Origin of the sequence: Bacteroides sp. MSSM.1001136sp1_RTP21357st2_D2_RTP21359_211015 (assembly GCF_040913205.1) — a bacterium.
GTDB classification, from domain to species: domain Bacteria; phylum Bacteroidota; class Bacteroidia; order Bacteroidales; family Bacteroidaceae; genus Bacteroides; species Bacteroides ovatus.
In genome coordinates, this window is the sequence record NZ_JBDFVF010000013.1 from 37,227 (window position 1) to 58,918 (window position 21,692).

Genomic DNA, 21,692 nt, shown 5'->3' on the forward strand with positions numbered 1-21,692 from the left:
TTCCGATCACTTTCCTATGAGTTCGTTCAACACAGACATCCCATATCTTCAATATCTACAAAGCAAAGAACATGAATCATATAATAAGTACTTAAAAGCACGCACCTTTATTTCAAGTCTTTTATATGATTCAATTATAACAAAAACAATTTTAGAACTAATTTTTTCTTCTTTTTTGGCTATTTCCAATCTATTTAGTAACATTGCATTATCAGTAATTTTCAGACAAGCATCTTTTAAAGCTCGTACACGATGTGATTTATTATAATAATGCCACAATTTACATAATATTAGAGATTTATTATTGAGTATATTTTGTCTAATCAAATCATCACACCTCAAAAATTCTAAAACGACTTCTGGATTCAAAGAATAATTAACAGATATTCTATAAAAGCAAAAAGAATGTCCTTCAAGTCGAAGTGCTTTATAATTATTTGCAAGCATTCTGACATAAAATTCATAATCAGATGAAGGATGGTAAACAGTACTAAATCCTCCTAAATCAATAACGCTTTTCTTTTTTATACAAAACCCCAAGGGAGCCTCTACAATGTTATCTCTTAAAAAATCATTTACTGTTAAATACCAACTACTTATTCTTTTTCTTTGAACACGTTTTTTTTCATTAGAAATAGCTTTTGGAAAAAAAGCATCTATTTTACAATGAACATCAATATATTTATTAAAAAGAATACTCAAATAGTCATTATATAATAGATCGTCATCATGCAACATCACTACCCACTCACCTCTAGCTAAAGTATAAAGTCTATTCCAATTTCCAATCATTCCAATATTCTTCATATTTTTATAATAACTCAACTTTGGATTGTTATAATTAAGCATCAATTTTTCCGTTTCATCATCACGATCAGGATCATTGTCTACCACTATAACATCATATTCATCGAATCCTATTTGATTCAACGCACTATCAACAGCTTCCTTCAATAAAGCAGCACGTTTATATGTTGGAATAGCAATGGTTACTTTAGGATGTTGACTTAAATTAGCTTCAAATATGGGTATAGAATGTACACCTTCATCTTTCGCAAAATTATCTACATATTCAAATGAATTAACATATTTATTTTCCATAATATTTCAGTCTGTTTAGAGATTGATTAATACCCATTTTAATAAAATCAAAAAAAGACAGTTTAAAATCATGACATACCACATAAGGCCATTTCCAATTAGCATATAATAACTGGCATCCTCCTTGAACTAAAACTAGTCCCCCAACGCCCCATAAAGTATATTTTAAAGATAAAAAACTACCAACACAAATAGCAGTTCCAGCCAGCAAAGAGGCTGCTACAAAAGGAACTTTATTTTCAGATATAATAAATGTTGCAAAACAAGAATGATTATTTTCTAGTAAAGTCACTATTGAATAAAGCAATAAAATATAAAACGGTGGAAGCGTCGTATTTGAGTCTATTAAATTCAAAATAAAAGGAGCCAATAGAACGAAACATATACATCCAATCAAAAATAAAATATAATATATATTCATAGTAAATGCAAATTTCTGTATCAGTGCCTCTCTTTTATTATCAACCCTTAATGCAGCAAATTCGGGTTCAGATACAGTGAAAAATGTTGTAGAAACTATTGTCACAACAGTCATTAACTGTATCATAAGACCATAAGAAGCTATCTCTTCTAATGACAAATATAATCCAGCAAGAAACATACTACATTTATTTATTGCATAAGAACCAATAAAGACCAACCCGAGCTTTTGAGCATTATACCAAATAATTTTAAATAACGCCCACTTTTCATTTGCTGCTACATGATATTGAGATAATTCATAACAAAAACGAGGTGTAAAAAAGAATTTATACGAAAGATAACGGCCAATAAACGGAGCTATTAAATTAGCTATGGAAATACCTAACAATCCAAATCCCATTATCAAAGTTACAAAAGCCAAAATAATATATAGTAAATTTGAAGCTAAAATTGCTTTTTTAGATTCCATTATCAATCCTTTACCTATCAACAATGAACTATAATAGGTGTAATACACTTTAAAAAAAACAGATATAGAATAGACTATCCATATTAGGAGAGAATTATGCACATCTTTAAAGCCATGTGTCACTTTATAAATATAAGCTGTGCCCAAAGTAAGCATAATCAATAAAACGACTACAGCTAAAATACAATAGACGGATTTTGCCACCGAAATCATAGTGGACAATAACCGATAATTCACACTACCTCCACCAATGTCCACCCCTTCTTTCTTTAGTGCTTGAGCACCTGCAAAAACATAAGTAATATTTCGGCCAAACTGAGGTGCAAAACCAAAATCGAATAAAGAAACCAAAGACCCTACTGTAAGCATCAAATAGTTCATGCCAATTTCCTCCGCCGACAACATCTTCAATATCAAAGGCAATGTTATTAATCCAGAAGCCATCTGAAAAAACAATGTAACATACCCCCAAATAATATCTTTTCTAGATATAACAATCTGCTCTTTCACTACAATTCTTTCTCTAATTCGCACACAGGCTGCCAACCTACATCTATTAATCTGCCAATAGGTGCTACCGCGTACATTACATCATTTACCCGATAAGGTAATGCTCCCCATGCTATATTACATTTCTTTTTATACTTCTTTTCCATCATCTTTGCCAACCCACGAATTGACAGTCCTTTACCGGTACCTAAATGATAATCAGCAAAAGGTTGTTGTATAATCAATGGCAGATGACATATTACATAATTGATGAAAGATATAACATCATCTATATGTATAAAATCTAAGACTTGCTCACCTGGTGACATTTTTATCGGCTCTTGACTCTCTAAAGAATCTTTCACATAATCTATCAGTTTCTTTTGAGAGTCTTTTTCACCATAAATAGTATAAGGTATGATATTTATATATTTATAATGATTCAAATCTGAATAATATTTCAAGAGTTGTTTAAATGCAGTCTTAGTTGCCGAATAAAGATAGGCATTGTTTATTTCCATCGGCCCATATCTGTACTCTGCAAAAGTTCCAAAATTCACAAATAACTTTAAACTCTTGCACCGTTTCAAGCTATCAAGCAACAAAGTACCAAACCGTATATTGGCATCTAGCAATCTTTCTAAAGTACCAAGATCATCCTTACTGGAAAGGTATGCAGCTAAATGGATAACACATTCCGGAGCGTATTTTTCTATTTCATCCAAATGCTCTATATGAACATAAGATATATCAACATCACCAAATAATTCTACAGCTTTCTTTTTATCTCGAACTATGCAAATCAATTTATTACCTCCCTGCTGCAATACTGGAACTAAATGACGGCCAACAAATCCTGTCGCACCTGATATTAAAATATTCATCACGCAACCTTTTTATAATTACGCATAGGTGCAAATGGAATATAGAGAGTATCATCTACCTCCCCCCCCCCGTTAATATTATTTAACAATACCAAAGCTTTCCAACCGGGCAAAATATTTCCCTGATAAGGACGCATAACTTCTCTTTTTCGATAAGCTCTCCCACCCCAATTTATATTCAACCTCACATCATATAAGTTTTCATAAATATCAGCTAATTCTCGCAATGATATTTGTTTACCAGAAGAAAGAACATATTCAGATAAAACAGAAACTGTCTCATCGTTCAGCATATTAGCCAACTGTTCAAATCCATTTACGACATCATCAATATGAAGCAAATCCAATTTCTGACCACCAGGAGACATAGCTAAAGTTTCACCGGTAAAAGCGATACGGTCAAATAAGGCTAAAACCTTTTTACGAGTATCTCCCGGACCATAAGTATCACACAATTTCAATGTACAGAAGCGGAGTTTACTCGTTTCTGTATAATACTTGGCCATTGTTATAAAAGCTTGTTTGCTTGCCGCATACAAGTCTACAGGATTATATTCATCCGATTTATCAGAAACATTATAATTTTGCCAAATTGTTCCTGTATTTAAAAACCACTTAGTCTCCGCTTTCTTACATGCTTCCAACAAAGCTGTTCCTAAATAGATATTGGAAAGAACTAAATCTTTAATCTGTTCACTCTTATGTTCGGCTATATAAAAAGAAGCTAGATGGATAATACCATCAATTTTTTCCTTACGCAAATAAGCAGCCAATTCATCAATATTTTCTGAAAACACAAAAACATTATTTACATTAAGAAATGTACAATTTGAACCTGAACGTACTAAAATGTACAAATTATGTCTTTTTGACAGATAGGAAATTAAATGTTTTCCAATAAATCCCGTTGCACCTGTTACCAATATATTCATAAAACTATTATAACATAAAACGACAATCTATTATCGGCTTTTCAGTACGTATCCGAATATCTCTAAATTCATCCCATGCAGTCGCTATTACAAATACATCCGAAGCGGTCACTATCTTTTCGTATTCTGAATAATAGATAATATCCAAATCATAATGAGAAGAAAATTCCTCATTAGCTACAGGATCATAAGCATATATATTATGATAGCCCTCTTTAAGCAACTGCGCTATAATCTTTGCACTCGGAGTGTCCCGAACATCATCAGATTCCGGTTTAAACGATAAACCTAAAATTGCAATTCTGATATTTTTTTTATCACCAATGACCTTCATTATCCGGTTTGTTATAAATTCCGGCATCCTGTCATTTGTAATAATCACGTTCTTCAATATTTTCGCGTCAAAGCCGGCAGTCTTAGCCACTGCATAAAGTGCATTTGTATCTTTAGGCAAACAATAACCACCATAACCACATCCAGGATAGGCATAGGAAGACATAGAGCATCCTCCCCAACGTTTGTCTAAATGAAGAATACGGAATGCCGTAGCAATATCAATATCACCAATCGCATCAGCTATAACAGACATTTCATTTGAATAACTAATCAATGTTGCCAGCAAGGTATTAGACAGATATTTGATGAATTCACCTGTATTCAATGATACACAATAAACAGGAACAGTTTGCCCATCATAGATATTACGAAGTATATTTTCCGATTTATCATCACTTACTCCCAATACAATACGGTCGGCATTCATAAAGTCAGTCCAACAATGACCTTCGCGCAAGAATTCCGGGTTATTAGCCACCCCGTAATTATCTCCAACTGTTATTCCTTTTTCTTCCAAAAAAGGAATAATCTTACCTATAGAAGTAGAAGGAGGTATAGTGGACTTAGTGACTAATACACGAAAACGGGTATCGTCAACAACATTTAATGTCTGGTCTATCGCTTCCAATAAATATGTCAAATCAGCCTGACCATCCTTCCCATAAGGAGTACCGACACAATAATAAACACAATCACTCTGCAGTATGGCTTCCTTTAATGAATCCGTAGAGACAGGATGGAAGTTATGATTTAAATGACGTTCCAAAGCGGTGTCTAATCCCGGTTCCAGGAAAGGAAGTTTGCCGGATTGAATAACAGATAATCTCCTCATATCAATCTCAACACCATAAACCGTATGTCCATACTCGGAAAAGCCCAATGCTGTAGTAAGCCCGACAAATCCTAATCCGAAAACTGTAATTACCATTTATATTCGCCCTCCTCACTTTCTTTTATAAATTTTAAAAACCTTTTCACGCCCTCTTCAACAGAAATAGACGGATTATAACCCAGAATTCTTTGAGCTTTCTCTATTTTCGGGCAACGCCTTTGAGGGTTGTTCGTTAAATACTCACTATCATCCGAAATGGCATAAACCACTTTACCTGTGTAACCAAAAATATCTTTACCGGCACTTACATAAATCTCTGCCAGCTGAGAAATACTAATTTCCGGTTTTTCAATGCCAATATTAAAATAGTCATATTTTCCATAAAGCAGTATTTTCAGGTAACCGTTTATAGAATCAGCAATATAGCAGAACGTACGTGTCGGAGACCCATTGGATAAAATCTCTATATTCCTATTTTCTTTGATTGCCAACGCAAAATCTGCAGGCACACGCTTATCATTGATGCGCATCCCGGGACCATAGTTATTGAAAGGTCTTGCCACCCCAATCGGCATATTATATTTCTGAGCAAACAGCATACACATCGTTTCACCAAAACGTTTGGATTCATCATAACATGCACGCGGTCCTGTGGCACATACATAACCATAATATTCTTCAGAAGTAGGTACATGTTCCGAATCCGGATTTCCATACAATTCACTCGAAGAATAAAACAAGAAACCTTTAATTGTTCTTTCTTTGTAGAAATCAAGGAGAGAACGAAGTCCCCAAATATTAGCATCTAATGTTTCTATCGGATACTGACGATAAAAGACAGGTGAAGCAATAGAAGCCATATGAATAATATAATCCGCCTCTGCAGCGCCGTTTACTTTTTCAATCTTATCTTTAATAATATCGAACTTTTGTATATCAAACAGAGAATCCTTTGAAAGTTCTTCTATCCATTGTGGATAGCCGAGCATAAAATTATCAAGCCCTATCACCTTTTTTAATTCCAAGTCGTCGGCCTTAGATTGAAAGAATCGCATAAAATAATATCCGAGAAAACCTCCACACCCTGTAACAAGAATAGTGGCACCTTTTAGTTTTCCCCTTTCTTCTATTGTTAGTCCGGCAAATGTATGTTCAAAGTCTTTTGCCAATGTATTTGTCACCATATCAGTTACCGATTACAAAATTCTTTTATTGTTGCAATCATATAGTCAAGCATACTATCTGTCATACCGGGAAATACACCGATCCACAAAGTATTGTTCATCACATAATCCGTAACAGGAAGCTCACCGACAATTCTGTACCCCTCCCCAGTTTCTCTCATTTCATCAAAAGCAGGATGCTTGATTATATTGCCGGCAAATAACGTACGAGTCTGTATTTTTTTGTTTTCCAGATATTGTGTTAATTCATTTCTAGTAAAACCTGCATCTTCACTGACTGTAAAAGGAAAACCGAACCAACTGGGATTAGAGTTTCTCTCTGCTTCAGGAAGAATAATACCCTTTGTTCCCAATAAACCGTCATACAACTTTTTAAAATTTTTTCGGCGAGACTCTACAAAACCATCAATCTTATCCAGTTGAGCACAGCCTATTGCCGCCTGCATATCAGTTACTTTTAGATTAAATCCCAGATGGCTATAAACATATTTATGATCATAGCCTAAAGGAAGCTCGCCATATTGTTTGGTAAAACGGTTATTACAGGTATTGTCAACACCACCTATACACCAACAATCACGTCCCCAATTTCGAAACGAACGAATTATCTTATTCAATAAAGGATTATCTGTATAAACGGCGCCTCCTTCACCCATTGTCATTTGATGAGCAGGAAAGAAAGAACTAGTTCCAATATCTCCCACTGTCCCGGACTTCCTGACAATGCCATCTATCTCAATCTCTGTACCCAACGCATCGCAGTTGTCCTCAATTAACCAAAGATTATATTTTTTACAAAATTCCGATACTACTTGCAAATTGAAAGGATTACCCAACGAATGGGCTACCATCACAGCCTTTGTCTTAGACGAAAGAGCCTGTTCCAACTGCGAACAATCTATATTATATTCAGGTATAGTAATATCTACAAATACAGGAATGGCACCATATTGCATAATCGGCGTGACAGTAGTAGGAAAAGCACACGCAACTGTAATGACTTCATCACCTCGTTTTATACGACGGTCACCTAACAAGGGAGATGTTAAAGCAAAGAATGCCAATAAATTGGCTGATGAACCAGAGTTTGTCAATGAACAATATTTTGAACCAATCCATTTAGCAAAACGATTTTCAAACTCTAGTGTCCAAGGTCCTGTAGTCAACCAAAAATCTAATGATGAATCTATCAAATTTTTCATTTCTTGTTCATCAAAAACACGTCCTCCATAATGAACGAAACTTTCACCGGGGACAAACTCTTTCTTTGCCGGATCATGCACTTCTGCATAATATTGTGCAGTTAACTCTAAAATCTGCTTCTTTAGTTCTTCTTGTTTAGACATAAAAATATTAATATTAAAAATTATTCTTTTTGTTCTTTGTTACCAAACTTTCCATGGAGCTTCTCCATTATTCCACATTTCATTTAATTCTACATTATCGCGTAGTGTATCCATAGGCTTCCAAAAACCAATATGGCGAAATGCATGCATTTTGCCTGCCTGTGCAATACTCTCTAAAGGAGAGCGTTCAAATATGACGGTATCATCATTGTCGGGAATATAATCGAATACCTCCGGTTCACAAATGAAATAACCGGCATTGATCCAGTTGCGATCACCATCAGGCTTCTCCTGAAAAGAAAGAACTTTATTCGTATCCAAATCGATCTGGAGAGCACCAAACTTACCACCTGGTTTATAAGCAGTCAGCGACAATATACAACCGGACTGACAATGCGAATCAATCGTATTGGTGATATTCAGATCAGCGACTCCATCACCATAAGTCAGCAGGAAACGTTCATTGCCTACATATTTCTGAATACGTTTGATACGCCCACCTGTTTGGGTATTCAGACCAGTATCCACCATCGTTACTTTCCAATTCTCCGAATGATTGTCAAGAATAGTAGTTGTATTATTCGATAAATCAACAGTCATATCACTGTTGTGTCGAAAATAATTAGCAAAGTATTCTTTAATCACATATTGTTTATATCCACAACATATTATAAACTCATTGATACCGTAATGACTATATGTTTTCATTATATGCCAAAGAATTGGCTTTCCTCCTATCTCAACCATAGGTTTAGGAATAAGATTGGTAGCTTCACTCAAACGAGTACCGAAACCACCTGCTAATATGACTGCCTTCATCCTTATACATTTTTTTATTTTTTATATCTAGATATTTAAAACACTCATTCAAAAAAACAGTAAACAGACTATATCTAACAATAAACGATGTACTCAATATGCATTTTTTTCTCCTACAAGTACATTAGCTATAGTCTTATAAATGATATATAAATCAAGTAATATTGTCCAATGCTCCATATACCATATGTCAGCCTTCACACGACCTTCCATTTGTGACAGTTCTTTAGTTTCACCACGGAATCCGTTCGTTTGTGCCCAACCCGTTATCCCGGGTTTAATAAAATGGCGTACCATATACTTATCAATCAATTGTGTGTAGACCTCTGTATGAGCCAACATGTGGGGACGAGGACCTACTAACGACATTTCACCTTTGAATACATTAATAAATTGTGGAAGCTCATCAATATTAGAACGGCGAAGAAAATCTCCAAATCGGGTCTTTCGAGGATCATCTGCTGTTGCCTGCTTGCAATCCGCCTCTTCATTCACCAGCATGGAACGAAATTTATAGCATTTGAATTCCCTGCCATTCAAACCGGTTCGCATTTGTGTAAAGAATATAGGACCGGGAGAAGTCAACTTTATGATAATTCCCACAATAAGATAAATAAACGGGAAAATAGTAACTAAAAAAAGCCCTGATAATACTATATCGAAAATCCGTTTTAATAAACGATTCTCCATTTTGCTAAGCGGTTCATACCGCAAATTCAAAATTGGCATATTACCCACTACGCTATGCCAAATACGTCTAGGAAACCCCTTACATATATTAGGAACGCCATGAAAATAAAGCAAATGGTTCTCACAATAATTCATTATAGAAAAATTATAGCGTCCCTCCTCCATTGACAAAGAACAAAAAACATGCTTGATTCCTGTGTGTCCGGACATAAATTCAGAGAAACCATCAGGACTACCACAATAAGAACATTGGGAGGAAAAAACATCATTAGGTTTAATATCAAAATAACCTACGACTTCATAAATAGATGCCAAAGAACTCTCCATTTCCTCATATAACATCTGCATATTATTACCTCCGCCTATAAAAACAGCATAGCGTTTGTGTTTACCCTTCGCACAATAACTAATCAGCAAATGACGAATTATGATACGATAGATGCTTAGAATAACAAAGAGTATGAAAAAATAAACAAAAAAAAAGAGTGGAGAGATTATGGATATTCCACTAAAAGCCATGATACAAACCCAAAAGACCGAAAAGGTTATGATATTCTTCAAAACACGTAACACAAGCTGGTCGGCACGAATTTCTCTGCTATTCCAGGCTCTTCCACGAGATGCCGAACAGGCTATGTAACAGAGACTAAGCGAAGTCATCATCAAAGAAGCAGTACAGGAAAAAGGCAAATACATAAACGCACTTTTCCAGAAGAGAAGGAGGCCAAACAGGCACAAGTTCAAAATGATCAGATCTCCCAATACTGCAATAAACTCCACAACTTTATTTATCTGGTTAGCTGACGCCATAACACTTCACTAATTGTATATATTAAGCACGGATTTCTTTAAACTTATTCAGGAAATCTTTTCCGAATAAGTTCCAGAATATAACAATACAAACAGACAAGAAGACAAATGCCAGAACATATATTTTTCTACTGGTCCCCGAAGGTTCCAATGGTACCACAGCTGGTTCCACCACTGCAAATACAGGTTTTTCTTCCTGAACTTTGGCTCTGGCAACCTGAAGCTGACTCGCCACTTGGCTGTATACCTGATAAGCAAGATTCATATCATTCTGCAAACGTTCCTGTTCGGCACGGACACTCTGCAAAATTATATTATCATGAGAATCCAGATAATCGGCATATTTCTTCTGAGCGGCATAATATTCCTGCCGGCGTTCCTTGAAAAGCTTCTCCAAATAAAGGCAATCCTCTTTTGCCTTGAAAGTACGATAGTCTATAATATATTCCTGTAATTTCTTCACTACAGAATCGGCTATGATTGCAGCTACCTTAGGATTTTGAAAAGTTGCAGTAACGGAAGTCATCGAGGTTTTCTTATCCACAGTAGCAGTTATCATTTTCTTCAAAGTTTCTATTTTCTTCGATTCCTTCTTTGAAAGTTCAATTGCGCCCTGATTTGTTTTACCAGAAGATATGGACTCATCCTTTTCGGCAAACAAAAGCTTTACCTCACCAATTACCATACCCGGAAATCCTATTACATAACTCCAACAGGGAGAAGACTCTTCATCTAAATAAGTATTCAATGTCATAACTTCATTTTTTGCTACCGATATTTCCATGGTAGAAAGTTCCAATAAGAAAGGAGTAGAAGATACAATGTCAGCAGATAAAGAAGCATTCAAGGCATCAGTGCCATCACCCACAGTCATCCCGCTTCCCAAAAAAGAAGCAGCCAAACCAGATAAGCCACCACCTTTATTATTACCCATTTCCGGAGAAAGAGTTACTTCAACCGTATACTGTTTGGGAATGCTGATTGTAACGATAATACCAATTAGCAGACCAATGCCGGCAGCTTTATAGATTTTCTTACGGATAGCTATAATCTTACGAAGAAAGTCCATCAAGTCGATTTCAATCTCTTCATTGTCAGGAGTCGCTTGCTTCCGTTTTGTTTCCTTTTCAGATTCTTGTTCTATCAGAGTAGCCATAAGAGGTATTCGTTATTTCTTTATTAAGTTAGCAATAGAAGCAACCATCATTCCCAAAGTACTGAAGGTAGTAGCATAACCTAGAATATTACCCATATTAGTTTTCTTCTTAGCTTTACTAGGCACAATTATCTCACACCCAGGCTCAATCTGTTTCTTGCCACTACCTTTCACTTTAGTTACCTGGCCGTTCATATAAACTATAAATTTCTTACTCTTCTTTGCATTTTCAGAATAACCACCGGCTTGATTCAGATAATAATCTATATTCTCACCCTCTATATATGAAACTGTATTCGGAACCATTACGGCACCATTAATTGTAACCGTATTATTGTTTTTCGGAATAGAAATCACATCACCTTCACGCAAGACAATATCTGCTGTACTTCCAGGATTAGCCAATGCCTTTTCCAAGTCAATACCAACACTAAAGGTATCTTCCACACGAACACCTAAAGAGTCCATCATAGCCTCACCCAACTGTCTGCTCATCAAACGGATCACATCACTCATGCGTTTCTTTTCACTTGCATTGGCCACACGAGTCAATTTGGCACCACGTAAGTAGGCATAATTCGTTGCACCTCCAGCTTTATTGATCAAGTCCGAAAGACGTTCTTCACGACTGGTCATTGCATAAGAGCCTCCGAACAGTATTTCACCTTCAACAACCACATTCTGTTGAGCCTGATAACCCGGACTACGACGTACATAAACTTCATCATAAGGTTGAAGGACAAAGCCGGGAGTTCCATCTACAATAAAACCTTCTTTTAGGGAGAATGTATATATCTGGCCGATAGTATCGTTATCTACTGTACTACGAGGATTCTTAATTCTACGGGATACATCTACACGGACTACAGAAGCGGCTTCACGCAAGCCACCCGCCTGAATAATCAAGTCTTCAAGGGTCATGTTATCCGCATAAGGATAAGAATCAGGTTTGGCTACTTCACCGTGGATTACGACGTTGCCCCTGTCTTCCAGGTCATGAATACTAGGAATATAAAGGATATCGTTTTTCATCAGGATGATGTTTTGGGAAGTACCGTCCATGATAGCTTTAATGTCTACTGGAACAACTTCGGTAGTCAAGTCCTCACGCTGGCGGTAGAGAACGGCACGGTTCAAGAAAGCATCACCGGTCAGGCCTTGGGCTTCGTTTACCAGTTCACGGACAGTATTCAGTTTTCCATTCAACTGGTAGATGCCGGGACGATAAACGGCTCCACGGATTTCAAGTTTGTTGATGAAGCGGTTAAGGATGGCTTCGGCGGTCACAACATCACCGTTTCGCATTTTATAGACACTATAGTCAAGGTCTTTGACTGTGTTTACTTCATATTCCTGTCCATTCTGGCGTACGACACGCAAGGAACGAGTGTAGGCGTCGGCTTCAAAGCCACCGGCATAGCTGATAAGAGTGGATAGACTCTCATTCTTTTTCATTTCGAAACGCATGGGGCGTTTCACTTTTCCGTCGATCTTAACCAATACATCATAGGCGGGGACTATTACTACATCCCCTTCCTGAAGACGAATGTCATCCTGAATGTTTCCTTTCATGATAAATTGGTAGACATCGATTGTGGCGATATTTTTGCCGTTACGTACCAACTGTACATTGCGAAGGCTTCCTATGTCACTGACTCCACCCGCACGGTAAAGTGCATGAAAGACTGTGGCAAAAGAAGAGAGGGAGTAAGTGCCCGGTTGGACAACCTCACCCATTACATTGATCTGGATAGTACGTATGCTGCCCAAAGTCAGACGGATGTCAGAGGTGGGATCATTCGCATTATTAAGACCATTATATATCTTGTTTAATGTCTTTTTGAGATAATCATTGGCTTCAGCAATAGTTAGTCCGTTCAGGTTGACAGGACCTATTTTCTGAATATTGATCGTGCCGTCAGGAGAAATCTGTTGGCGGATAGTGTTCTGGCTGGCTCCCCAGATATCGATAATCACTTCATCACCGGGACCCAGACGATAGTTCAAGGGAGTGGCGATGTTGACGCTGGGTTCAAAAGTCAGGTTACGGGTGTTGAAGATATTTCGTCCGAAAACCTGATTGCCACGTGCGAGGTCTTGAGTGCTCGGGTGGTCTTCCAGCATATCGGAAGTGTTTTCTTTCATTTCCTCACGAAGACGTGATTCATTGACATCGGTACCCGTTGCATTGGAAGCATTAACATTGTTTTGTTGTTCATATAGTTGCTTCACACGAGTTGCCTGTTCTTTGGTCACACCTCTACGTGCCAGTTCAGAGGCTAGTTGTTTCTGTTCTTTACCTTGACGGATGCCGTCCTTTACATATTCAAGAACTTGAGAGTCGCTCATATTTTGAGCCATTAAGGGAGAAAAAACTCCCAGTATCAAAAATAGAAGAAGAGTCCGAAAAAGCGTTTGTATTTTCATCGATCAATTCAAATTAGAAAAATTAGCCCACATGAATGTCTGCAGATTCAACATAACCAATAGGCATATCTACACAGGCACAGCCAAGCATATTTAACCGAACTGCTATTTTACTTTTACCATCAACACTGACCAATTCACCAACCAGTCCAGTCAAAGGTCCTTTCACGACACGAACTTTTTCACCACGTGCCAATGGAGAACTATTCATACAAATAGCTTCTTCTGAATAATCAAGCATAAAACGGAAACGAGCCATCTGTTCATCAGGAATCACTGCTGGAGTACTTTCTCCACGCATCACCATATAACGGCTCACTGTAGAAAAGCTTAGAACTTCTTTACGTTCAGATGGATCAGCATGAACAAATACCATCATTGGAAGAAGAACAGATTCAACCATCTTACGACGGTCACTCCATTGATGAATTTCCTGCTGAACAGGAACAAAAGAATCAATTCCCATCTTAGATAAACGCTCGGCAACTTTCTTCTCGTGATGCATTCGAACGAGTGCTACATACCAGCGTTTTGAGTGTGCTACGCCTTCCCCTGTCCCACTACTAGGCCCGGCATTTACTGATTTCGGTTTCGTTAAAATCATATTTTTTTACCCCATGTTCATCCGTTACTTCTTAGGTAACAGACAATACATACACGAAACGCATACTACAGTGAAAATAGAAATCACATACATGACAAAGGCGTAGAAAATGGAAAAGCCTAATATTCAATAAGAAAACTATTGAATTAGGCAATGAAAAAGTATAGAGCATGGAAATAAGATTATTTCATGTTCAGATAGTTTTTTGCTCTATGTTTCAGATAAAACGAAAAAAAGTGGAAGAATATTTGCTTACTATTCGTGTTTTTGTCTATCTTTGCGTCAAATTTAAGTTCTGTTACCTAAGAAGTAACACACATATTTTACTTCTGATTATCAATATTTTATATATCTACCATCTGTCTACACAACAGTTTCTCACGTAAGATAAATTCCCTTTATTTACCTCCGTACGTTCTTTAAGTCCGAAGCCTTTCAAATAGATTTGTGTGGTTTTTATAGATTTGTGTCCCAATGATTCACTAATCATTTCAATCGATACTCCCCGATACTTCGCTGTCGTTGCCCAAGAATGGCGAAGTGTGTAAGAAGTAACAGGAGACTTCAAACGTAAAGCTCTCGCTAAGTCCTTTAAACGGTTGTTGAATCGACGGAGGGCAGACTGGTATTCCCGATAAGCCCTTTCATCCGTCCGTTTCTTATCACTGCTAAGAATATCAAACAGATAATCTGGAGAATCCGGATGAGAATCCTGGTTACTACGAAGCCGGTTGATCATTTCCTTTGCAGTATCAAGTATTTCCACACTCATCGGAGTTTTAGTCTTGATACGGTTATACCGTAACACATTCTGATCTAAAGCTGATTTCTCCAGATGAGCTAAATCCGCGAATGACATTCCACAGAATTGAAACATCAGGGCAGCAATAGCCTGTGTTCGACGCAAACGCTCCGATTTGGGATCCTCATACAGAAGTCTACGTAATTCACCGATAGGCAAAGCTTTCTTTTGGCGAACATCCACTCCCGTATAAACATCATGAAACAATCGGGGTACGTAAGGTGCACTACCTGCTTCCACTCCTCGATTATAAATACAACGAAGCATACGCATATACGTAGAAATCGTATTAGGCTTCAAGCCACACTCATAAAGATACTGCCCGTAACGTCGTAAACGCTCGCGGGTGACCTGTCTGAACGACACATTGGACGTGCCACAAAATTTGCTAAAAGAGAAGATAGCATTCTTATAGACATGCGCTGTAGAATGCCTTCCTTCCTTTCGCAAACGACCGATGTAGAACTCTGCACATCGGCTAAACCCATTTTTGTTCATCATTTGCATCACTAGTTATTTTATATATGCCATTTGGCAAGCGGCAAAAAAACAAATCTTTTTGCATACCTGACACGTACTTACTAGATGCAGTCCTATTTTTTATCATTTTTAACTTTATTACAATCAGCAAATTATGACAGTAAAAATGGTATCACTATCATTGCTGCGCTGACAAATAAACGGTAAAAGAACTAAAAAAATATCCGGATGCTCACAAAAAGAACATCCGGATATCACTCTCTTTTTACCTTCTGACTAATTACCTTTCTGAATAGTTTGCCAAATTGTAACATACCGGCTTAGTGCTATTACCTACACGGTAAATACCGAACTTGAAGTAATAACCATCATCGTCGTTACGTCCAATCATGATTTTTTCATTGTCTACAATGTGTTTACTAACCTTTTTCCCCTTTTCCTGATAGTCCATCTGCACATCGAGCATACCCGGTTTTACAATCGTTTCCGCCTCTTTGCCATAGACTGTCCAGTCAATATGAATGCGGAATGTAATCCAGCAGTCTTTCGGAAAATCGGCATAAGGCATTTTGTAAGCAATGGTCGATGCTTTATAGTCTGATGTTACAGGTTTCATGATCGGTGTTTTTTCGGGATTTGCGTTGCAACGGTCGTCTTTATCCGTCAGCCACTTACGGTCGGAATTTGCTTTGATATAGAACCATCCGCCGGAGAACCCGAACGCCAATGGAGGATAGCCTCCTTGTTCCACGAGCCATCCGTTGGCCTTTCCGGCCTGATATACAGGATTTCCTTGTTTGTCTTTCACCGGATTACCTTGTTTATCCAGCTTGGCTACTTTCTCGTGCCCTTCATTCTTTTTAAAGATTGTAGTCTTTTCCAGTTCAACGAACTCGTCAATCGTAAGTTTCTTCACTTCTCCCTGTGGAGTTTGTACCAATGTACGATCCGGCATCCCATGCCATTGGGCAAAAATTGTCGAGACATCGCTACCCAATGAAGAAGGAATATATACGGCAAACTCATAGTCGCGGGAAGCTCCTTGCGGACAAATACCTTTCCCATGATGATATACAGTTTTGGTAATCTGTGCTTTCTGATAAACATCGGCAGGCAGGCCTTTGAAATCATCGGAAGTTGCATAACAATAAGAAAATTCCGCACGCCCTTTTGTTTCCCCTTTGGCATATCCTGACAGGGTGTTATCATCTTCCTTCAATTCAAAACGATAGGAAGGCTTACCGTTGAACATACGTGTGAAGTCGCGTTGAATTGCATGAGGCTTTTTAGTCCCTACTGCTACCCAGCAATCGTCTATAATTTGATTGACGCGTGCCGAATCCGCCTGCACGTTTACCCGTTCCGTAAGCGGAACCAACGTTTGTGTATCTTGGGTTTGAGCGGTCAGTGCCGTACATCCTACTGCTACCACACAGATAGCAAAAATGTTTTTCTTCATTCTATTTGGTATTAAGTTCGTTGACGGTGCAAAAATACGAAAGGCAACCTCATCGGCTGCCTTTCTTTTGTCTCAAATGTTTTCACATTTGTGTAATTTTACTGTCAACACCCGCCTACAAGCTTAATTAGGTGCTTCATCGTCATAATCTTCTTCAAGCATATCCACTTTCTGTATACTCATTTTTCCATCAGCGGTAATCGTTATGGAAAGCGGCATATACAAATCTGTCTGCGGATAACAAACACTCGCTGCATACACAATTCCCTGCGGAGTAGTCTTGTCATATACAATACCTTCCAATATAGACTTAGATAGGAAGTTCGCATCGACTACCGATGAAAAATCATTCTTGGTAAAGGTCTTGTTCAACACGGTTTCATTACCACGAGTCAGGTGCAACACTATTTTATTGTCGACATAGGTATCTCCCAGCTCGTTTGTCACATGGGGCAGATTTTCATCCGGAGTACGCGAAACGAGGGAATGATAATCTTTCCCCTTAAATTTAAAGTCGGTTTCGCTCTTAGACGTCTGCATACGCTGCAATCCGTGAGCATCCACACTGTCTATCATCGCCAATGTCGACGTATTATCTGAAGATCCTTTTTTACCGCCACATGCACTCACAGCCACTGCCAACGGCAATAAAAGCCAATAAATTAGTTTTCTCATACGTAAGTTTTCTGTTTATAAATAGATAGCAAAGGAACAAAAAGAGCGGGATATTTACAAGTGTAACCGACATTTTTCCTACATTTGCAGGAAAGAAGGAATACTTTTACAACAATTACAGATTTAAAAACCTGCAAACCTAACACCATGCGCGAACGAATTACAACAATTCTTTTTCTCATCCTTGCCTACTGTAGCAGTGGCAATGTGTATGGGCAAAAAGTAAATTATCAGCAATTCGACAACATCTATCTCGGGGCCGAAGCTTCGGTGATTAGTTGCTTCCTGCAAGATAGCGAGGGACTGATATGGGTGGGTTCCAACAAGGGGTTATTCAGTTATGACGGTTATTCCACACAACAGCATTTCACGTATGGAGAACGTACTAACACACGTATCTACTGCGGTATTATAGCAGATAACACTTATTTATATCTGGGAACAGATAACGGGATTCTTGTTTATAACTATCGAACAGACAAATATGAGCAACCGGATACTGATTTTCCAACGGATGTCCGTACCATGGTACTCCAGGGAGATACATTGTGGATAGGTTCGTTGAACGGATTATATACTTATCAGTTAAAAAGCCGTCAACTGAATCATTTCGACAGCAAACAGACCGGATTGCCTCATAACACCATCTATTCCATCATTCATACAAAAGATAATCAAATTTATATAGGTACTTACAACGGATTATGCCGCTATGTGCAGGCAAGTGGAAAATTTGAAAACATCCTTTTGCCCGTTAACCGGGGAGGCAGCAATTTGTTTGTCAATTCTCTGTTGGAAGACACCACCCGACAATGTATCTGGATCGGGATGGAAGGTTATCTCTTCCAATACAATCCCACTATAGGAGAGATGAAGGCGATAGAGGTATTTCATAACAACTCCATCAAATCACTGGCACTGGACGGAGATGAAAATTTGCTGGCAGGTACAGACAACGGGCTTTATGTGTACCAGAATGACAAAGAACCTTTGCAGCATATCATTCACGATTCACGCAATATCCAGTCACTAACCAACAATATTATCTGGAACATATTCTCGGATCAGGAACATAATATCTGGCTGGGAACAGATTATGGCATTTCCCTATCACGCTATAACAGTGCGCTGCAATTTGTACCGATTTCTCAAATCACAGGCACAGGAGACGGAAATCAGTTCTATTCCCTGTTCCGGGATTCCAAAGGATTCTATTGGTTCGGAGGTACAAACGGAGTGATCCGGTTCACCCATCCTGCAGGCAATAAACACGATGCTATCTGGTATAGAATGGGGGATAAAAACCATCCGTTATCCCACAACCGGATACGACACATCTACGAGGATAGAGAACAGCAGTTATGGATAGCCACAGACGGAAGTATCAACCGCTATGACTATAATACCCATCAATTTGTACACTACAACATCGTAGACAGTACAGGAACTTATAATACCAACTGGGCTTATTACCTGTTTGAAGATACTGACGGGAAGCTTTGGATCGCCACCTGTCTCGGAGGTATCTTTGTTGTGGACAAACATAAACTGATACAATCTGCCGGAAAATCGTATGTGGCCGATCAAAATTATTCCATTCATAATGGGCTGTCGGGGATGTTCATTAATCAGATTGTCCCTGATGCGGAAGGTAATGTATGGGTATTGTTATACAACAGCAAAGGAATAGACAAAATCAATGCCCGTACGCGACAAGTGACAAAGCTGTTTGCCGATGAATTAAGTGGCGAGAAGAGCCCGAACTACCTTTTACGGGATGAAGACGGCATGCTTTGGGTAGGATTTCACGGAGGGGTGATGCGTATCAATCCCAAAGACTCGAGTCAGCAAAGTATCTCTTTCGGCAATTTCAGCAATAACGAGATTCTGTCTATGACCTCTGTAAAAGAACATATCTGGGTTTCCACCACTAACGGACTTTGGATCATCGACCGGAGAACAATGGATGCCCGCCAGCAAAGCCTGACGGATAAACGTTTCACCAGTCTAATGTTTGATCCGGAAGATGGAAATATCTATCTGGGAGGTGCAGACGGGTTCGGCATATCCCGTCCCGAAATACAAGCCATGAGTCAGCCGGAACACTCCATTTTACTGACTGCCTTATATATCAACAATCAACTGATGTCTCCGCATACTGGAGAGAATATTCCCAACATCCGTTATACCGATGCTATCGAACTAAAATACGACCAGAACAACCTGGCTTTCGAACTTTCAGACCTCCCCTACTCGCTGGAAGAAAAACATGAATTCGTCTACCGGCTGGAAGGTATGGACAAAGAATGGAATTTCCTGCAATCCAACACGAATCGCATTACGTACAGTAATCTGGGTTATGGGGATTATCTGCTGGTAATCAGCAAAGTAGAAAAGAGCGGTTCTCCTTCCGAGCATCCATATATCCTGAATATTAAAATTCTCCCTCCATGGTATTACACACTTTGGGCAAAGATAATCTACATTCTTTTATTCTTGAGCCTCATTGCCTGGGTTATCAACTTTTTCCGTGTCAAGAACCGTCTAAAAATGGAACGGATGGAAAAAGAGAAGATTCTGGAACAATCACGCCAGAAAATGGCTTTCTTTACCAATTTGTCTAATGAATTAAAGACACCGCTTAGCCGGATTATCGCTCCTGTCAGTCAATTGCTCCCCGTTGCAGAAGAAGTGCATGAGAAACAGACACTGGAGGAGGTACAGCGTAATGCAATGAAAATAAACTCATTGATTCATCAGGTATTAAACTTCAACCGGATAGAGGATAATAAAGATTCGCTGCTGATTTTGTCGCGCATCGAACTTGTGTCATTCAGCCGTAGCCTGTTTTCTGTCTATGAGGAAAACAAACAGATCACATTCCATTTCGAGACGAATAAAGCCAAGATTTATGCTGATATGGATGCCATCAAACTTGGAGTGATTTTAGATAATCTGCTTTCAAATGCCGTCAAATTCACCCCGGATGGCGGAAGCGTCCGTCTGTCTCTTTTCTATCGTGAAGAAACGGGATTGTTGGATATCTGTGTTTCAGATACAGGAAGCGGAATCCCGCAACAAGATATTCCATATATCTTCCAGCGCTTTTTCCAGTCTCCACATTCCGGCAATAAGGAAGGTACAGGTATCGGACTTTATCTGGTCAAGACTTATACGGAACTTCATGGCGGTCACATCAACGGAGTCACCTCGAACGAAGGAAAAGGAACTTCCATTGGCCTGAATATCCCTGTCATCGCCGTAGAGAAAGAAGAGATTCCGGCGACACAGGTGAAAAAGCAGTTGGAATCGTTGCCTGTTCTTAAACCAATCGAAGCAGAATCTCAAGATGAGAAATTTCTGTCGAACATTATCCGCCTGATTGAGGACCATCTTTCTGAATCGGAATTGAATGTAAATGCACTTTGTGAATTATCCGGTATCAGCAATAAGCAGATTTACCGGAAAATCAAACAGCTGACCGGAATGTCTCCAGTGGAATACATCAAATCGATCCGGATGAAAAAGGCGGCCATGTTGTTGCAACAAAAGAAATTTACCATTGCCGAAGTGATGTACATGGTAGGCTTTTCCAATCACTCTTACTTCTCCAAATGTTTTCAGGCAGAATTCGGAAAAACGCCACGCCAGTACCTTAATGAAGACCTGTAGAGGCATTTTGGGGCATTTCGTCCTATTTTTATCCTTATATGTCCAATCTGTGCTTTTATTGAAATGACCAATAAATTACTTTTGTTGCTGTCAATAAACCGA

General features: G+C 38.4%; 16 protein-coding genes. 1 reads left to right on the top strand and 15 read right to left on the bottom strand.

What is annotated here, in order from left to right; genetic code table 11:
• Positions 1-48 precede the first annotated feature (48 nt).
• The 15 genes from AB5217_RS10225 to AB5217_RS10295 all read right to left on the bottom strand — a co-directional run bounded on the left by AB5217_RS10225 (position 49) and on the right by AB5217_RS10295 (position 17,918).
• The gene (locus tag AB5217_RS10225) at positions 49-1,101 is read right to left on the bottom strand and encodes a glycosyltransferase family 2 protein (RefSeq protein ID WP_051671261.1); all 1,053 of its coding nucleotides are present in this window, start codon (positions 1,099-1,101) and stop codon (positions 49-51) included.
• Positions 1,091-2,503, bottom strand: a complete 1,413-nt coding sequence (gene wzx / locus AB5217_RS10230) for an O-unit flippase-like protein (RefSeq protein WP_205470361.1) — start codon at positions 2,501-2,503, stop codon at positions 1,091-1,093. Before wzx ends, AB5217_RS10225 begins: the two co-directional genes overlap by 11 nt.
• A complete protein-coding gene (locus tag AB5217_RS10235; RefSeq protein ID WP_032845388.1) occupies positions 2,503-3,366 on the bottom strand; it encodes an NAD-dependent epimerase/dehydratase family protein in 864 nt (287 codons plus the stop codon). Before AB5217_RS10235 ends, wzx begins: the two co-directional genes overlap by 1 nt.
• Positions 3,366-4,298, bottom strand: coding sequence for an NAD-dependent epimerase/dehydratase family protein (locus tag AB5217_RS10240; protein WP_368112781.1), 933 nt, complete (start codon positions 4,296-4,298; stop codon positions 3,366-3,368). The genes AB5217_RS10235 and AB5217_RS10240 overlap by 1 nt, the downstream gene beginning before the upstream one ends.
• Positions 4,299-4,305: 7 nt before the next feature.
• Complete coding sequence (locus tag AB5217_RS10245; protein ID WP_032845386.1) at positions 4,306-5,562, bottom strand: UDP-glucose dehydrogenase family protein; 1,257 nt, start codon at positions 5,560-5,562, stop codon at positions 4,306-4,308.
• Positions 5,556-6,650: an NAD-dependent epimerase/dehydratase family protein gene (locus AB5217_RS10250; protein WP_032845385.1), complete on the bottom strand. Its 1,095-nt coding sequence runs from the start codon at positions 6,648-6,650 to the stop codon at positions 5,556-5,558. Before AB5217_RS10250 ends, AB5217_RS10245 begins: the two co-directional genes overlap by 7 nt.
• Positions 6,651-6,655: 5 nt before the next feature.
• On the bottom strand, positions 6,656-7,996 hold the full coding sequence (gene rfbH, locus AB5217_RS10255) for a lipopolysaccharide biosynthesis protein RfbH (protein WP_032845384.1): 1,341 nt from the start codon (positions 7,994-7,996) through the stop codon (positions 6,656-6,658).
• Between the two features lie 39 nt (positions 7,997-8,035).
• Positions 8,036-8,815 carry a glucose-1-phosphate cytidylyltransferase gene (gene rfbF, locus AB5217_RS10260; RefSeq protein WP_032845382.1) on the bottom strand — a complete coding sequence of 260 codons (780 nt, stop codon included), beginning with the start codon at positions 8,813-8,815 and terminating at the stop codon, positions 8,036-8,038.
• 93 nt (positions 8,816-8,908) lie between these two features.
• Positions 8,909-10,315 carry an undecaprenyl-phosphate glucose phosphotransferase gene (locus AB5217_RS10265; protein WP_032854240.1) on the bottom strand — a complete coding sequence of 469 codons (1,407 nt, stop codon included), beginning with the start codon at positions 10,313-10,315 and terminating at the stop codon, positions 8,909-8,911.
• A gap of 22 nt (positions 10,316-10,337) precedes the next feature.
• Positions 10,338-11,471, bottom strand: a complete 1,134-nt coding sequence (locus AB5217_RS10270; protein WP_032847409.1) for a chain-length determining protein — start codon at positions 11,469-11,471, stop codon at positions 10,338-10,340.
• Between the two features lie 12 nt (positions 11,472-11,483).
• Positions 11,484-13,898 carry an SLBB domain-containing protein gene (locus AB5217_RS10275; protein ID WP_185968691.1) on the bottom strand — a complete coding sequence of 805 codons (2,415 nt, stop codon included), beginning with the start codon at positions 13,896-13,898 and terminating at the stop codon, positions 11,484-11,486.
• A gap of 22 nt (positions 13,899-13,920) precedes the next feature.
• A complete protein-coding gene (locus AB5217_RS10280; RefSeq protein ID WP_032846245.1) occupies positions 13,921-14,502 on the bottom strand; it encodes a UpxY family transcription antiterminator in 582 nt (193 codons plus the stop codon).
• A gap of 352 nt (positions 14,503-14,854) precedes the next feature.
• Positions 14,855-15,805, bottom strand: a complete 951-nt coding sequence (locus AB5217_RS10285) for a tyrosine-type DNA invertase cluster 3b (RefSeq protein ID WP_004325372.1) — start codon at positions 15,803-15,805, stop codon at positions 14,855-14,857.
• Positions 15,806-16,064: 259 nt separating this feature from the next.
• Positions 16,065-17,243, bottom strand: a complete 1,179-nt coding sequence (locus AB5217_RS10290; RefSeq protein ID WP_032846243.1) for a heparin lyase I family protein — start codon at positions 17,241-17,243, stop codon at positions 16,065-16,067.
• 123 nt (positions 17,244-17,366) lie between these two features.
• Positions 17,367-17,918, bottom strand: coding sequence for a DUF4738 domain-containing protein (locus AB5217_RS10295; protein ID WP_008651438.1), 552 nt, complete (start codon positions 17,916-17,918; stop codon positions 17,367-17,369).
• Positions 17,919-18,065: 147 nt separating this feature from the next.
• On the opposite strand from AB5217_RS10295, the gene AB5217_RS10300 reads away from it, so the two are divergent.
• A complete protein-coding gene (locus AB5217_RS10300; protein WP_032846242.1) occupies positions 18,066-21,590 on the top strand; it encodes a two-component regulator propeller domain-containing protein in 3,525 nt (1,174 codons plus the stop codon).
• The last annotated feature ends 102 nt before the right edge of the window (positions 21,591-21,692 follow it).

What these genes read in the sequence shown, in the direction of transcription:
- AB5217_RS10265 (WP_032854240.1), bottom strand. Translation starts at nt 10,315, where the DNA reads ATGGCGTCAGCTAACCAGATAAATAAAGTTGTGGAGTTTATTGCAGTA.
- AB5217_RS10300 (WP_032846242.1), top strand. Translation starts at nt 18,066, where the DNA reads ATGCGCGAACGAATTACAACAATTCTTTTTCTCATCCTTGCCTACTGT.
- rfbH (WP_032845384.1), bottom strand. Translation starts at nt 7,996, where the DNA reads ATGTCTAAACAAGAAGAACTAAAGAAGCAGATTTTAGAGTTAACTGCA.
- AB5217_RS10250 (WP_032845385.1), bottom strand. Translation starts at nt 6,650, where the DNA reads ATGGTGACAAATACATTGGCAAAAGACTTTGAACATACATTTGCCGGA.
- AB5217_RS10280 (WP_032846245.1), bottom strand. Translation starts at nt 14,502, where the DNA reads ATGATTTTAACGAAACCGAAATCAGTAAATGCCGGGCCTAGTAGTGGG.
- AB5217_RS10290 (WP_032846243.1), bottom strand. Translation starts at nt 17,243, where the DNA reads ATGAAGAAAAACATTTTTGCTATCTGTGTGGTAGCAGTAGGATGTACG.
- AB5217_RS10245 (WP_032845386.1), bottom strand. Translation starts at nt 5,562, where the DNA reads ATGGTAATTACAGTTTTCGGATTAGGATTTGTCGGGCTTACTACAGCA.
- AB5217_RS10295 (WP_008651438.1), bottom strand. Translation starts at nt 17,918, where the DNA reads ATGAGAAAACTAATTTATTGGCTTTTATTGCCGTTGGCAGTGGCTGTG.
- AB5217_RS10285 (WP_004325372.1), bottom strand. Translation starts at nt 15,805, where the DNA reads ATGATGAACAAAAATGGGTTTAGCCGATGTGCAGAGTTCTACATCGGT.
- AB5217_RS10225 (WP_051671261.1), bottom strand. Translation starts at nt 1,101, where the DNA reads ATGGAAAATAAATATGTTAATTCATTTGAATATGTAGATAATTTTGCG.
- AB5217_RS10235 (WP_032845388.1), bottom strand. Translation starts at nt 3,366, where the DNA reads ATGAATATTTTAATATCAGGTGCGACAGGATTTGTTGGCCGTCATTTA.
- AB5217_RS10275 (WP_185968691.1), bottom strand. Translation starts at nt 13,898, where the DNA reads ATGAAAATACAAACGCTTTTTCGGACTCTTCTTCTATTTTTGATACTG.
- rfbF (WP_032845382.1), bottom strand. Translation starts at nt 8,815, where the DNA reads ATGAAGGCAGTCATATTAGCAGGTGGTTTCGGTACTCGTTTGAGTGAA.
- AB5217_RS10270 (WP_032847409.1), bottom strand. Translation starts at nt 11,471, where the DNA reads ATGGCTACTCTGATAGAACAAGAATCTGAAAAGGAAACAAAACGGAAG.
- AB5217_RS10240 (WP_368112781.1), bottom strand. Translation starts at nt 4,298, where the DNA reads ATGAATATATTGGTAACAGGTGCAACGGGATTTATTGGAAAACATTTA.